Raw genomic sequence first — 13,985 nt, 5'->3', positions numbered from 1 at the left:
TGCCGGCCGGGCCGCGCGGCCGGCCGCGCCTTTGGGGACGCGGCGGTGAGCCGTCACACCCCGCGTGGCCGACCACTCCCCTCCGCCGGCACCACGGCCCCTCGAAACCGACATGCCTGCTGGAAGGGCTCCGCGACGACCAGGCGGGGCCGTTGGCCCTCGCGCGTGGGCGACGGGCCCTTCCCGTAGCGGAACGGGCCGGGGACATCGGCCTCCGCACCGCGGGGACCGGATCGGTGGTCGGGACGGCGGACCGATCCGGGGTGGCGGGCCGGACGGACGCGTCCTCCCACCGCGTCCCGACCGGACATGCGCCTCCCCCGGGGCCGCCTCCGGCCCATGGGTCGGGATCGCTCGCGCCCCGGGCCCCGTTCGCGCGAGACTGGTCTCCCCGACCCCCAGGAGGAGACGCCCACCGTGCCAGCCCGCCCCCGAACCGCGCCGCTCGTCCCCGCCCCCGTTCTCCCCTACCGGTCGCCTCTCTCGCGCGCCGGCGGCCCCGCCGTCGAGAGGGGCGTCGCATGATGGGGGCCAGCCATGCCGCGACCGGCGCGTTCGCCGGGTTGGCGGCCAGCGCCGCGGTCACCGCGCTGGGCGGCGCCTCGCCCGACGGGTGGACACTCGTCGGCGGTGCCCTGGTCGGCGCGGGGGCGGCGCTCGTGCCCGATCTGGACCATCCCGATTCGACCGCGACGCGCTCCCAGGGGCCGTTCACCCGGTGGCTGTCCACCGGGGTCCGGGCGCTGTCGGCAAAGGTCTATCTGGCGACGCGCACCCGTTGGGACCGCTCCTCCGACGGCACCCACCGCTACCTGTTCCACACCCCCGCGTGCGCGCTCGCACTGGGCCTGATCGTGGGCGTGACCGCCGCGCTGTGGTGGCAGGTCGCCGCCGTCGTCGTGTGGTTCACGCTGTCGCTGGCGTTGCGCGGCCTGGGGCGTTGTCTGCCCGCGGGGCCGGCGCGCACCGCGGTGACCTCGTGGTTGGGGCTCTTCGGGCCGAGACGCCGGGGTGGGGGGATGCTGCGGCCGGCGACCCGTTACCGGCTGGTGGAGTGGGCGTCGGTGTCGATCGGTGCCGCGCTGCTGACGGCCCTGCTCTTCAACGCGGGAAGCCACCTCGCCGGCGCGCCGGTGGGGGCCGCGCTGGCCCTGGGGATGATCGTGCACGTGCTCGGCGACGCGCTCACCCGCAGCGCCGTCCCACTGGCCTGGCCCGTGGCCGTCAAAGGGCAGCGCTGGCGGATGGTCGGCGCGCCGCGTTCCCTGCGGTTCTCGACGGGTTCCTGGCAGGAGGTCGTCATCCGGGTCGTCTGCCTGGCGGGCACGCCGTTGCTGGGCCTGGCCGTCCTCTGATCCGATCCCCGAGGCGCTGGTGGGGCACCTGATCAGGTGCCCCACCAGCGCCTTCGCCGTTCGTGTCACTTAATGTGAAGCCGTGGGAGGTCTTTTCCCTCCGTGTCGCCCACGGCACTCCCGGCACGCCCTGGTCCCCGGCCGGACGCCTTCGGGGACGCCTCCGTCGCTCTGATCTGAACTTTTTTCATCTTCACGCTCCTCCTGTCCCGCAGGCGTTTCCGCTCTCCCTCCCACCTCCCCCCACCCCCCTGGCATTGACATGGATCACACCGTGGTTCAATCTGTTAACCGTTAACAGTTAACCGAAAGGGTGCAATGTCGGAGATCCTGCCCATCAAGCAGCGGGCCCTGGGCGAGCAGGTCGCGCACGAACTCCGGCGCATGATCATCACCGGGCGCTACGCCCCCGGCACCACACTGGTCGAGGGCCACCTCGCCGAGCAGTTCAACCTCAGCCGTGGCCCCATCCGCGACGCGATCAAGATGCTCACCGCCGAGGGACTGCTGGACACCAACCGGCGCAGCGCCACCGTGGTCGGCCTGAGCGTGCAGGACATCGACGAGCTGTTCTCGCTGCGCGAGTCGATGGAGCGCCTCGCCCTGGAGATCGCGATGCGCAGGAACCGCCCGGCACTCGCCGCCGAGCTCGACACGACGCTGCGCTCCATGCGGCGCGCCGCCGAGGACCACGACACCGACGCCTACACCGCCGCCGACCTGCAGTTCCACTCGGTCTTCTACAGCGTCGCCGAACACCGCCGGCTGGGCGACGTCTGGGCGCAGTACCGCCCCACGATCGAGATGCTGCTGCTGGCCTCCAACGAGCGCTACGAGGACCTCGGCCCCTCCGTGGCGGCCCACGAAGTCCTCGCCGGCCTGATCGGCGCCGCCGACCCCGACGAGGTGTTCGCCGAACTGCACTCCCACCTGGACAACGCGCGGCTCCGGCTGCGCGCGCCCTACTCCCAGGAACAGGAGTAGTCCAGGGGCGGTGACACACCGCCCCTCCCACCTCCCATCCCCAAGGCGGGGCGCACCCGTCCTGCGCCCCGCCATGCTCCACCCACCCCGAAAGGAAGCACATGCGCACCACCAGCACCCGGATCGCGGGAGGCGCGCTGGCGCTCGTCGCCCTGGCCGCAGCCGCCGGCTGTGCCAACCGTGGCGGAGCGGCCGAGGACCCCGCCGACTACCCCAACGGGGACATCACCCTCGTCGTCCCCTACCAGGCCGGTGGCGCCTCCGACCTCGCCGCCCGCACCCTCGCCTCCGAGATGGAGGAGACGCTGGGACAGACGATCGTCGTCGAGAACCGCACCGGCGGTGCCGGGTCCGTCGGCCTGCAGCACCTGGCCGGTCAGCCCGCCGACGGTTACACCATCGGCTACCTGCCGGTGGAGACCGTCATGCTCGGCTTCCAGGGCTACGACGTCGATCCGGCGGACTACGACCTGATCGGTCAGATGGTGTCGGTGCCGGCGACGATCGCCGTCCCCTCCGACAGTCCCTACAAGACCCTTGAGGACCTGCTCGAGGCCGCGGAGAAGAAGCCCGGAGAGGTCACCGTGGCCAACTCCGGTGCCGGTTCCATCTGGGAGGCGGCCACCCGCGAGCTGGGCCAGACCGGAGGAGCCGAGTTCCAGCCGGTTCCCTTCGACGGAGGCGCCCCCGCCGTCACGGCGGCCGTCGGCGGCCAGGTCGACGCGGTCGTCGCCGGCATCTCCGAGACGGCGCCCGCCCACCAGGACGGGCGGCTGCGCGTGCTCGCGGTCCTCGCCGAGGAGCGCTCGGAGTCGCTGGCCGACGTGCCGACGGCCGGCGAAGAGGGCGTCGACGTCGTCATCGGCGGCTGGGGCGGCATCGGGGCGCCCACCGGACTGCCCGAGGAGGTCGCGACCACGCTGCGCGACGCCTTCGCCACCGCCGCGGCGTCGGAGGAGTTCACCACGGTCATCACCGACTCCGGCAACCTCCCCGTCAACGTGCCCGCGGACGAGTACGCCGCGTTCGTGGAGTCGGAGACGGCCCGCTTCGACAAGCTGCTCACGGACGGGTCCTGAGCCCCATGTCCACCTCCCCTGCCCCCACTTCCGAGGTGACGTCCGCGCAGGAGGCGGCGCGGACGTCGTCCCGGTGGCGCGAACTGGTCCCGGCCCTGGCGGGCGTCGCCCTCGGCGTCACCACCCTGGCCCTGAGCACCCAGATCCCCGACGGGGCCGCCTCGGTCCGTTTCAGCCCGCGCTGGTGGCCTGACGCGCTGGCGTTCCTGCTGATCGGGTTGGGCGTGGTCCACGCCGTCCTGTCCTGGGTCACGGGCGGTACCGACGAGGCGCCCGAGCCCGCCACCCGCGCCGGGGCGATACGCCTGGTCGCGATCCTGTCGGCGATCGTCGGCTACGGCGTGCTCTGGTACTTCGTCGACTTCCGGGTCTCCACGACGGTGCTGTTCGTCGCGCTCACCTACATCGCGGGAGGCCGCGGCTGGAAGGCCCTCCTCCTGTTCCCCGTGGTCACCACGATGGTGTTGTACCTGCTGTTCGGCGTCCTTCTGAGAGTCCCGCTATGAGTCCGTTGGTCGAGGGGTTCGGCGCGCTGCTGGACCCAACCGTCGCGCTGTGCATCGCCGGGGGCGCCCTGCTGGGCATGCTCGTCGGCGCCTTTCCCGGTGTCACCGCCACCATGGCCGTCGCCCTGGCCAGTGGCTTCACCCTCGCGCTCGACCCGATCCCGGGCCTGGCCGTCCTGCTGACCATCTACGTCTCCGCCAACTTCGGTGACCGCATCCCCGCGATCCTGATCAACACCCCGGGGACGCCCGCCTCGATCGCCACGACCTTCGACGGCTACGCGATGGCCAGGCAGGGGAAGGCGGGGCTGGCGATGACCGCGTCGGCGTTCGCCTCGGCGTGGGGAACCCTGGTCGGCATCGTCTTGCTGATGGTGGCGGCGATCCCGTTGTCGCAGCTGGCCCTGCGGTTCGGACCGGCGGAGATGTTCGCCCTGGTCGTGTTCGGTCTGACCATGATGATCGGGGTGTCGGGAGGTCGCATCGTCAAGGGCCTGATGGCCGGCGTCCTCGGCCTGCTGCTGGGCGCCATCGGACGCGACCCGATCACCGGTGCCGCCCGGTTCACCTTCGGCGTCCCGGAACTGTCGGAGGGCATCCCGTTCATCGCCGCCATCATCGGCCTGTTCGGCATCGCCGAGGTCCTCGACCAGATCCTCACCCACCGGGCTTCGGCCGTGAAGCCGGTCACCCAGTTCGGTCGCTGGTTCCCCACCCGCGGCGACTGGCGGAGGATGCTGCGTCCCCTGGCCGTGGGAAGCGGCGTCGGCGGGGCCGTGGGGATCGTCCCGGCCACCGGCGGCGACATCGCCGGCATCCTGGGCTGGGACCAGGCGCGGCGGGTGTCGAAGCGTCCCGAGGAGTTCGGCTCGGGCTCCCTGGAGGGGATCACCGCCGCCGACACCTCCTCCAACGCCACCCTCGGCGGCTCGGTGACCACCACGCTGGCGCTCGGCATCCCGGGTGACTCGGTGATGGCCGTCATGATCGGCTCCATGGTGGTCTGGGGGATCCAGCCCGGTCCCTCCCTGTTCGCCGAACAGCCGGCCCTGGTCTACAGCATCGCCGGCATCATGCTCGTGGCGACGGTGCTCACGTTGGGGATCAGCCTGCTGCGGATGCGCGGCGTGGCCAAGCTCCTGGAGCTGCCACCGCACTTCCTGTGGGCGGTCATCCTGGTGTTCTGCATGGTGGGCACCTACGCCGTCGGCAACAACGTGTTCGACGTCGTGGTGATGCTCGTGTTCGGCCTGGTCGGCCTGTTCCTGCGCCGGTTCGGCGTTCCCGCCGGTCCTGTCGTCCTCGGCCTGCTGCTGGGCGAGCTGGCCGAGGGGAACCTGCGGCGCGCCCTGGAGATCGGCGGTGTCGGCAACATCGTCTCCAGCCCCATCGCGATGACCATCCTCGCGGTCAGCATCCTGGCTCTCGTCGTCCCGCCGGTACGCGCCGGCCTGAAGCGGCGTCGGGCCTCCCGCGCCACCGCCTCCGCGGGCGAGGGCCGGTGACCCGGCCGTCGCCCGCTCGCCCCACTCCCCTACCGAGAAAGAAGGTCATGTCCCTCCACACGCAGGTCATCACCGCCGTCCCGACGCCTTTCACTCCCGACGAGCGACTGGACCGTGACGGCCTGGAAACACTCCTCCGGGCGATCCGTGACCGAGGGGCCGACGCGGTCTTCGCCGCCGGTACCACCGGCGAGTTCACCGCGCTCGACGACGACGAGCGTCTCGACGTCATCGCCGCGGCCCTGGAGGTCTTCGGCCCCGAGGGCACCTACGCCCACGTGGGCGCGGCAGCCTCCCTCCAGGCCGAACGGCTGGCCCGACGCGCCGTCGAGGCGGGGGCCGCGCGCCTGGCCGCGATCACCCCGTTCTTCCTGCCCGCACCGGAGGAGGCGGTGCTGCGCTACTACGAGCGTCTGGTCGCGGCCGCCGGTGACGCCGAGGTCTTCGCCTACCTGTTCCAGGCGCGCACCACCACCCCGATGCCCCCGGAGACACTGGGCCGTCTCGCGGAGGTCGGTGTGCGCGGCGCCAAGATCAGCGGCGAGGACGACGCGGCGGTGGCGGCGTACCTGGCCGCGGCACCGCGCGACTTCGTCGTCATCTCCGGAAACGACGTCTCCTTCGGCGAGCTGGTGCGTTCGGGGGGAGCGGGCATCGTCTCCGGGGTCTCCTCGGTCTTCCCCGAGCCGTTCACCGCGCTGCGCGACGCGCTGCGCAGCGGTGACGCCGAGGCCGCGCGGGCGGCGCAGGCCGGTGTGGAGCGGGCGGTGTCGGCGGTGAAGGCCGGAAGCATCGCCCACCTCAAGGCCGGCCTGGAGGTCCGGGGACTGCCGGCCGGCCCGGCCCGGGTCTCCTGCGCGCCGGTCACCGCCGAGGACCTGCGTGTCCTTCGCGAGACCGCCGAAGCCCTGGGCTGACCGACGGCCGCCGGGGGCACGCCCCCGGCGGCGCTCCCCCGACAGCGACCAGAAAGCGAGCGACCGACGTGGCGCTGAAGAAGATCATCAACCGGCCGGCCGACTTCGTGGACGAGCTGACCGAGTCCCTGTTGCTGGCCCACCCCGACCGGTTGCGTGCCGCCTCCGAGGACCGGCGCGCCCTGGTGCGCGCCGACGCTCCCGTACCGGGCGAGGTGGGCATCGTCACCGGCGGCGGATCGGGCCACCTCCCCCTGTTCCTCGGCTACGTGGGCGAGGGCCTCGCCCACGGGGTCGCCGTGGGCAACGTGTTCTCCTCGCCCTCGGCCGAGCAGATCGCGGCGGCCACCCGGGCCTGTGACGGCGGTGCCGGCGTGCTGTACCTGTACGGCAACTACGGCGGCGACATCTACAACTTCGACCTGGCCGCCGACATCGTGGCCGCCGACGGCATCCGGACGGCGACCGTGCTGGGCACCGACGACGTCTTGTCGGCTCCGCCGGACAAGGAGGACACCCGTCGCGGCGTGGCCGGACTGTTCTTCGCCTACAAGACGGCCGGGGCCGCGGCACGCCGCGGTGACCCCCTGGAGGGGGTGCGGGAGATCGCGCAACGCACCGTCGACCGGACCAGGACCATGGGCGTCGGCCTGTCCCCCACGATCCTGCCGGCCGCGGGGGAGCCCACCTTCACCCTGGAGGAGGGTGAGATGGAGGTGGGCATCGGCATCCACGGGGAACCCGGCAGTCACCGGGGCCCGCTGGAGACCGCCGACGAGATCACCGACCGTTTCCTCACCGAGATCCTGGGCGAGCTCCGTCCCTCGGCGGGCGACCGGGTCGCGGTCCTGGTCAACGGCCTGGGGGCGACCCCCCTGGAGGAGCTCTACCTGATCTACCGTCGGGCGCACCAGGTGCTCACCGAGCGGGGTGTGCGCATCCACCGCACCTACATCGGGGAGTTCGCCACCAGCCTGGAGATGGCGGGGGCCTCCCTGTCGGTCCTCCTGCTCGACGACGAGCTCGCCGGGCTGGTGGACGCCCCCGCCGCCTCACCGTTCTTCTCCCAGGGGGCCGCCGTGTCCCCTCGGCCGGACCGTGACGCGCCGCGGCAGGGCACGGCCCCCGTTACGCGTTCCTCCTCCGGACAGGAGGACGGGCCGCGCCGCACCGGGCGGTCCAGCCGCCTGCGCGCGGTGCTTCCCACCGTGCTGGCCGACCTTTCCGGCCACGCCGAGGAGCTGCGCGCCCTCGACGCCCGGCTCGGCGACGGCGACCTGGGCATCACCGTGTCCTCGGGTGCCGCCGCCGCGCGCGAGGCGCTGCTGGCCCTGCCCGAGGACGTCCACCCCGGTGACGCCCTGCGCGCCGCCGGCACCGCCTTCGCCTCGGCCAACCCCTCGACCTTCGCCGCGCTGGTCGGGTCGGGCCTGCTCGCCGCCGCGGCCGAGGCCGACGAGACGGCCGACGCCTCGCCGGCCGGGGTGGCGCGGATCGTGGCGACGCTCGCCCGCCGGGTCCAGGAGCGTGGGGGCGCCCGGTTGGGCGACAAGACCTTCCTGGACGTGCTGGAGCCGGTCCGTCAGACGCTGACGGAGGCGGCGGAGGGCGCGTCTGCCCTGGAGGTGGCCGATGCCGTCGTCTCCGCCGCGGCCCGCGCGGTCGAGGAGACCGCGGGGTTGACCTCGGCACGCGGCCGCGCGGCCTGGGTCGGCGATCGAAGCGCCGGTGAACGCGATCCCGGCTCGGTCGCGGTGCTGCGGTTCGTGGAGACCCTGCGCGCGCACCTGGGCTGACGACTCCGTTCGCCTCGATGAGGGTCTCCCCTTCCCCGTCCATGGGGAGGCCCTCAGGGGCGAGGAGAAAACGGGATGACCGCCGCCACCCCGTCCTCTAGGGTCGGGGCGTGCCCAGACATATCGCTCTCATCCGCCCCACCGGACTCACCGACCAGGTCGACTACGCCTACGCCGCCGTGACCGACGCCCCCGTGAGGAGCATCTTCACCGCGGGCGCCTGCCCCTTGGACGAGGAGGGGCGCACGGTCGCCGTCGGCGATGTCGCGGGCCAGGCCGAACAGGTGATGCACAACCTGACCGTGGTGCTGCGCGAGGCCGGGGCCTCGCTCGGCGACGTGGTCAAGTCGACGGTCTATGTCGCCTCCTCACGGCAGGAGGACCTCGTCGCGGCCTGGAACGTAGTCAAGAGGCATTTCGGCGAACACGACGCGCCGAGCACGCTGCTGGGCGTCACCGCCCTCGGTTACGACGACCAGCTGGTCGAGGTCGAGGCCATCGCGGTCCTCGGCTGACCGTCCCGTTGTGGCGGGAGGGGCAGGCGCCGCTCGACACCGCCACCCGAGGTCTTCCACGTGGCCGCCGGGGGCGCGTTCCCGGTCGCCGCGGCCCGGCGGAGGCCCGGGCGGCCCGCCTCCACCGGTCAGTCAGCGTCCCGCCCGGCGTCTTGGCACGGCACGCGACGCAACGGGGCCGCGTCCAGGCCACAGGCGTAGGGAGAGGGGCCCTCCTCCACCTCGCCCCGCGGACGCCGGATCAGCAGGAGGGCGACCAGTCCCGCCGACGCGGCCAGCGCCGCGGCCACCAGCATCGCGCTGGAGAACCCCGCGTCGAACCGGGCCGGGTCGAGATAGGCGTCGCCCGCCACCCCCACCAGCGCCGGCACCGCGGCCACCGAGGCGAGCTGCGCCGCCCGCGACACCGCGTTGTTGACCCCCGAGGCGACGCCCGCGTCGGCGGGACCGGCCGCGCTGAGCGCGGTCGCCGTCAAGGGTGCCACCGTGGTGGCCAGGCCCAGCCCCGACAACGCGACCGCGGGCAGCACCTCCATCACGTAGCCGGATCCCGGCCCGATACGTCCCATCAGGAGCAGGCCGAGCGCCATGACCAGTGGCCCGGCCGTCATCTGCGCGCGTGGGCCGATCCGGCGGGCCAGGTCGCCCGAACGCGCCGACAGCAGCAGCATGAGCAGCGTGATCGGCAGGGTGGCGACACCGGCCTGCACGGCGCTGTAGCCCAGGACCTGTTGGAGCTGGATCACCAGCAGGAAGAACGTCACGCCCAGCGCCGCGTACACCCCCAGCGTCACCAGGTTGGCCGCGACGAAGACGCGGTCGGCGAACAAGCGGGGCGGGATCAGGGGATGACGGCTGTGCCGCAGCGATCGGGCGAACAGCAGGACGACGAGGACGCCGGTTCCCGCGGGGACGAGGAAGCGCCACGAGGAGACGCCCACCTCCCCCGCCACGGTGAGGGCGTAGGTCAGCGCCCCCAGGGACACGACGGTGAGCGTGGCCCCGGTCCAGTCGAGCCTCCGTCCCCCGCCCTCCTCGGGGCGCGATTCGGGGAGATGGCGCAACCCGACCGCCACCACCAGGGCCGCCAGCGGGACGTTGATGAGGAAGATCAGACGCCAGTCGCCGATGTCCACCAGCCAGCCGCCGAGGAACGGGCCCGCGGCGTTGGCGACCCCGGTCAGGCCCGACCAGGCGCCGATGGCCCGGCCCGAGTCGTCCTCGGTGAACTCCGCCTCCAACAGGGCCAGGCTGTTCGGGGTCAGCAGGGCGGCGCCGACACCCTGCGCGACCCGCGCGGCGATCAGCGTCTCGATGGTGGGTGCGAGCGCGCACAGGACCGAGGCCAGCGCGAACCCCACCGTGCCGATGAGGAAGACCCTGCGCCGCCCGACACGGTCGCCCAGCGAGCCGCTGATCAGGATCAGCGCGGCGAGGGTGAGGGTGTATCCGTTGAGCACCCATTGCAGGCCCGCCATGGAGGCGTCCAGGTCGCGCCCGATGGCCGGCAGCGCCACCCCCACGACGCTTCCGTCCAGGAATCCCATGCCCGATCCCACGACGGTCGCCAGCAGTACCCAGCGCGCCCGCGCGCTTCCCCAGGTGATCGTGCCCACGCCTGCTCCAGCGGATCGTCCACACCCGCGAGGGGCGGGTTCTCGGGTCGGGGCGTCGCAGTGGCGGACCACCCCGAGTGATCACGCTAGGTCACCGGTCCGTCCCGGGCGCGGCGCCACCCCGATGCTCTCGGGATGGCGCCGGCTCAACCGGTGTAGCCGAGCCGGCGAGCGGCCAGGCCGGTCATGATCTCGTCCGTTCCACCGCCGATACCGAGGATCCGCACGTCCCTGTAGTGCCGTTCGATCTCCGCCTCGCGCATGTAGCCGAGACCGCCGTGGAGCTGTACCGCCCGGTCCACCACCCACGCCCCGGCCTCGACGGCGGTGTTCTTGGCGAAGCAGGTGGCCGTGACGACGTCCTCGCCCGCGAGGTGGCGTCGCACGACGTCGCGGACGTAGCAGCGCGCGACGTCGATGCGGCGGGCCATCTCGGTCAGCGTGTGCTGGACCTGTTGCCGGGAGATGAGTGGACGGCCGAACGTGGTGCGCGTCCGGCACCAGGCGACGGTGAGGTCGAGGGCCCGTTGCGCCGTGGCGTAGGCCTGGACGGCCAGTGTCAGCCGCTCGGCGAGGAAGTGCCGGGCGATCTGGGCGAACCCGGAGTTCTCGGCGCCGACCAGGTTGGCCACCGGAACCCGGCAGTCGGTGAACGCCAGCTCCGCGGTGTCGGAACAGTGCCAGCCCATCTTCTCCAGCCGGCGGGAGACCGTGAACCCCGGTGTGCCTCGTTCGACGACGAGGAGTGAGACACCGTGCGCCCCCGCGCCTCCGGTGCGCACCGCGGTGGTGACGAAGTCGGCCCGGCAGCCGGAGGTGATGAAGGTCTTGGCCCCGTTGACGACGTAGACGTCGCCGTCACGGACCGCGCTCGTGCGCAGGCCGGCGACGTCGGAGCCGCCGTCGGGCTCGGTGATGGCCAGCGCCCCGATCAGTTCTCCGGCGAGGGTGGGCCGGACCCACCTGTCGATCTGTCCCGGATCGCCCGCGGCGGCGAGATGGGGGACGGCGATCCCGCACGTGAGCAGGGAGGCGACCAGTCCACCGGATCCCCCCGCGTAGTGCATCTCCTCGACGACGGTGAGGGAGTCCATGAGGTTCCCGCCGCCTCCGCCGACCTCGACCGGGAAGGCGGCCCCCAGCAAACCCGCCGATCCGGCGGCCCGGTGCAGCCGGCGAGGCAGTTCGCCGTCCCGCTCCCAGGCGTCGAGGTGGGGCAGTACCTCGGTCTCCATGAAGCGGCGGACCGACTGGCGCAGGAGGTCGCGTTCGGGGGTGGCGAGGGGGTCAGCCGTCATCACGGCCCCCCGGACCGGGCGAGGCCGTGGGTGGCGTTCCTGTCGGGGCGCGCCCGGGTCCGGGGGGTCCGGCGAACGCCTGGGCGATGTCCAGCCAGCGGTCGGCCTCCCGACCGTGGGCGCGCAGGGCGAGGTCGTCGCGGTGGCGGCGTCGGGTGACGAGGAGGCAGAAGTCCAGCGCCGGCCCCCTGACCCATTGGTCGGCGTCCTCGGGCCCCCAGCTCCAGGTGCGCGCCGTCCCTTCCGGGGACGGCGGAGCGTCCAGTTCGACGCGGAAGGGGGCGGGGGGCGCCGGCAGCCCGTTGGTGGCGAAGGCGTGGTCGCGGGCGCGCACTCCGATGTGGGCGACGTGGCGCAGCCGTTCCGTCGGTTCCGTGGCGATCCCCAACGCGTCGGCGACGTCCAGCCCGTGGGCCCAGGTCTCCATCAGGCGCCCGGTCATCATCGACGGTGCGCTCATGGGCGGCCCGAACCAGGGCAGCTTGGTCCCCTGGGGTATCCCGGTCAAGACGTCGAGCAGCGCGTGGCGTCCCCTCCGCCAGCGGTCGAGCAGCGCTGCCGGCTCCTCCTCGGCCCCGGCCTCGGCCCCGTCGTCGACGTAGCGGTCGAATTCGAGGGCCCTGGCGAACTCGGCCGCGAAGTCCGCCGGCCGGGTGGCCGCGAGCAGGGCGAGGCGGTCGGTCCAGGCGAGATGGGCGATCTGGTGGGCGATCGTCCAGCCGGGGGCGGGGGTGGGCGTCGCCCATCGGCGTGGTTCCAGTGGCGCGACGAGCCGGTCCAGGGCCGCGCCCTCGGCGTGCAGGTCCTGGGCCAGGCCGGCGGGGTCGATCATCGGTACACCTCCCGGGGCGGCGGTGGGCCGCGTCGGGCCCAGCCTCGCACCGCTCCCGGACAAAAACAAGCACGCGCGATTGTTTTTGTCGGCCGGTCCGCGCCTCCCGCTTCCCTCCCTCTCCTCCGGGTAGGGAGGCGGCCATGCGCGTACTGGTGACGGGATGGTTCAGTTTTTTGGACGGAGAGGCGACGGCCGGGGACGTGGGCAGCGCCCGGACCGTCGCGGCGGCCCTGACCGGGGCCGGGATCGCCCACGACATCGCCTGGAGCCCGGCCTTCCGCCCCGGCGCGACCACCCTGGAGGACGCCGACCCCCACCACTACAGCCACCTGTTGTTCGTGTGCGGGCCCGCGCACGGGGACCAGGTTCGCCGGCTGCACGAGCGCTACGCCCGCTGCCGCCGCGTCGCCGTGGGAGTGTCCGTGATCGATCCGCACGACCCGGCCGTTCGAGGCTTCCACCACCTGATCGCGCGCGACGCCCCCGGCCGCGCCCCCCGCGCCGACCTCGCCCACTCCGCGCCCGTCGAGGACGGCGGCCCCGTGGTCGGTGTCGTCGTCGCCCCTCGTCAGCCCGAGTACGGGAGGCGGGGGGCGCACGAGGCGATCCATGGGCGGCTGACCGGGTGGTTGGCGCGCCGGGACTGCGCGCGGTTGCCGCTGGACACCCGGCTGGCCTGGGAGGAGTGGCGGCACTGCGCCACCCCCGCCCAGTTCGACGCGCTGGTGCGGCGCGTGGACGTGGTGGTGACCACCCGGTTGCACGGGCTGGTGCTGGCGTTGCGCAACGGCGTCCCCGCCCTGGCCGTCGACCCGGTGCTCGGCGGAGCGAAGGTGGCCGCCCAGGCCCGCGCGTGGGGATGGCCGGTGGTCGTGACGGACACGGGGACGCTCCCGGTGGACCTGCTCGAACGGACGTGGGAGTGGTGCCTGTCCCCCGACGCCCGGACCGCCGCCCAGGCCCTCGCACCGGCCCCGCCCGAGCAGGCGCCGTTGGCCGCGGGACTGCTCGACCTGTTGGACGGGAACGCGGATCCGGCACCCGCCGCAACGCGCTCCGGCCCCGAAACGCGGTGAACCGTTTCGGGGCCGGCCGGGATCGTCCGTGTCGAGGAACTACTTGTGCCCGCTCGTCGCCTCGGAGGCGGCCACGTAGGGATGGTGCAGGTCGAACGCTGGACGCTCGGTCCTGATGCGCGGGAGCGAGGTGAAGTTGTGGCGTGGGGGCGGGCACGAGGTGGCCCACTCCAGCGAGTTGCCATACCCCCACGGATCGTCGGCCTCGACCGGGACGGCCCTGCGCGCGGTGATCCAGACGTTGGCGAAGAAGAACAGCGTGGAGGCGCCCAGGACGAAGGCGCTGACGCTGGAGATCAGATTGAGGGTGGTGAAGCCGTCAGAGGGCAGGTAGTCGGCGTAGCGGCGGGGCATCCCCTCCGCGCCCAGCCAGTGCTGGACGCCGAAGGTGCCGTGGAAGCCGAGGAACAGCGTCCAAAAGTGCCACTTCGCCAGCTTCTCGTTGAGCATCTTGCCGGTGAACTTGGGCCACCAGAAGTAGAAGCCGGCGAACATCGCGAAGA

General features: G+C 73.0%; 13 protein-coding genes. 9 read left to right on the top strand and 4 right to left on the bottom strand.

What is annotated here, in order from left to right; genetic code table 11:
* Window positions 1-521: 521 nt before the first annotated feature.
* The 8 genes from ACYVHU_RS19425 to ACYVHU_RS19390 all read left to right on the top strand — a co-directional run bounded on the left by ACYVHU_RS19425 (window position 522) and on the right by ACYVHU_RS19390 (window position 8,657).
* Window positions 522-1,355, top strand: a complete 834-nt coding sequence (locus tag ACYVHU_RS19425) for a metal-dependent hydrolase (protein WP_432941240.1) — start codon at window positions 522-524, stop codon at window positions 1,353-1,355.
* A gap of 318 nt (window positions 1,356-1,673) precedes the next feature.
* On the top strand, window positions 1,674-2,339 hold the full coding sequence (locus ACYVHU_RS19420; RefSeq protein ID WP_078759643.1) for a GntR family transcriptional regulator: 666 nt from the start codon (window positions 1,674-1,676) through the stop codon (window positions 2,337-2,339).
* Between the two features lie 101 nt (window positions 2,340-2,440).
* A complete protein-coding gene (locus tag ACYVHU_RS19415) occupies window positions 2,441-3,418 on the top strand; it encodes a tripartite tricarboxylate transporter substrate binding protein (RefSeq protein ID WP_078759644.1) in 978 nt (325 codons plus the stop codon).
* 5 nt (window positions 3,419-3,423) lie between these two features.
* A complete protein-coding gene (locus ACYVHU_RS19410; protein WP_078759645.1) occupies window positions 3,424-3,924 on the top strand; it encodes a tripartite tricarboxylate transporter TctB family protein in 501 nt (166 codons plus the stop codon).
* Window positions 3,921-5,429 carry a tripartite tricarboxylate transporter permease gene (locus tag ACYVHU_RS19405; protein WP_078759646.1) on the top strand — a complete coding sequence of 503 codons (1,509 nt, stop codon included), beginning with the start codon at window positions 3,921-3,923 and terminating at the stop codon, window positions 5,427-5,429. Before ACYVHU_RS19410 ends, ACYVHU_RS19405 begins: the two co-directional genes overlap by 4 nt.
* A 47-nt stretch (window positions 5,430-5,476) precedes the next feature.
* Complete coding sequence (locus ACYVHU_RS19400; RefSeq protein ID WP_498949187.1) at window positions 5,477-6,346, top strand: dihydrodipicolinate synthase family protein; 870 nt, start codon at window positions 5,477-5,479, stop codon at window positions 6,344-6,346.
* Between the two features lie 68 nt (window positions 6,347-6,414).
* Window positions 6,415-8,142: a dihydroxyacetone kinase family protein gene (locus ACYVHU_RS19395; RefSeq protein ID WP_498949185.1), complete on the top strand. Its 1,728-nt coding sequence runs from the start codon at window positions 6,415-6,417 to the stop codon at window positions 8,140-8,142.
* Between the two features lie 110 nt (window positions 8,143-8,252).
* Window positions 8,253-8,657: a RidA family protein gene (locus ACYVHU_RS19390; RefSeq protein WP_498949184.1), complete on the top strand. Its 405-nt coding sequence runs from the start codon at window positions 8,253-8,255 to the stop codon at window positions 8,655-8,657.
* Window positions 8,658-8,785: 128 nt separating this feature from the next.
* Here the strand turns inward: ACYVHU_RS19390 and ACYVHU_RS19385 are convergent, their stop codons facing one another.
* From ACYVHU_RS19385 to ACYVHU_RS19375, 3 genes are all read right to left on the bottom strand, one after another.
* Window positions 8,786-10,273 carry an MFS transporter gene (locus ACYVHU_RS19385; protein WP_498949183.1) on the bottom strand — a complete coding sequence of 496 codons (1,488 nt, stop codon included), beginning with the start codon at window positions 10,271-10,273 and terminating at the stop codon, window positions 8,786-8,788.
* A 146-nt stretch (window positions 10,274-10,419) separates the two neighbouring features.
* Complete coding sequence (locus ACYVHU_RS19380) at window positions 10,420-11,571, bottom strand: acyl-CoA dehydrogenase family protein (RefSeq protein WP_078760008.1); 1,152 nt, start codon at window positions 11,569-11,571, stop codon at window positions 10,420-10,422.
* On the bottom strand, window positions 11,561-12,403 hold the full coding sequence (locus tag ACYVHU_RS19375) for a TIGR03084 family metal-binding protein (RefSeq protein WP_432941254.1): 843 nt from the start codon (window positions 12,401-12,403) through the stop codon (window positions 11,561-11,563). The genes ACYVHU_RS19380 and ACYVHU_RS19375 overlap by 11 nt, the downstream gene beginning before the upstream one ends.
* A 143-nt stretch (window positions 12,404-12,546) precedes the next feature.
* On the opposite strand from ACYVHU_RS19375, the gene ACYVHU_RS19370 reads away from it, so the two are divergent.
* Window positions 12,547-13,482, top strand: coding sequence for a polysaccharide pyruvyl transferase family protein (locus ACYVHU_RS19370; protein WP_078759650.1), 936 nt, complete (start codon window positions 12,547-12,549; stop codon window positions 13,480-13,482).
* Between the two features lie 39 nt (window positions 13,483-13,521).
* Here the strand turns inward: ACYVHU_RS19370 and ACYVHU_RS19365 are convergent.
* The coding region (locus tag ACYVHU_RS19365; protein WP_498949180.1) for a cbb3-type cytochrome c oxidase subunit I at window positions 13,522-13,985 on the bottom strand (464 nt) is incomplete at its 5' end.

Source organism: Marinactinospora endophytica (genome assembly GCF_054780875.1).
Note: the sequence above shows the minus strand (reverse complement) of the source record. Positions and strands in the feature narration are given on the sequence as shown.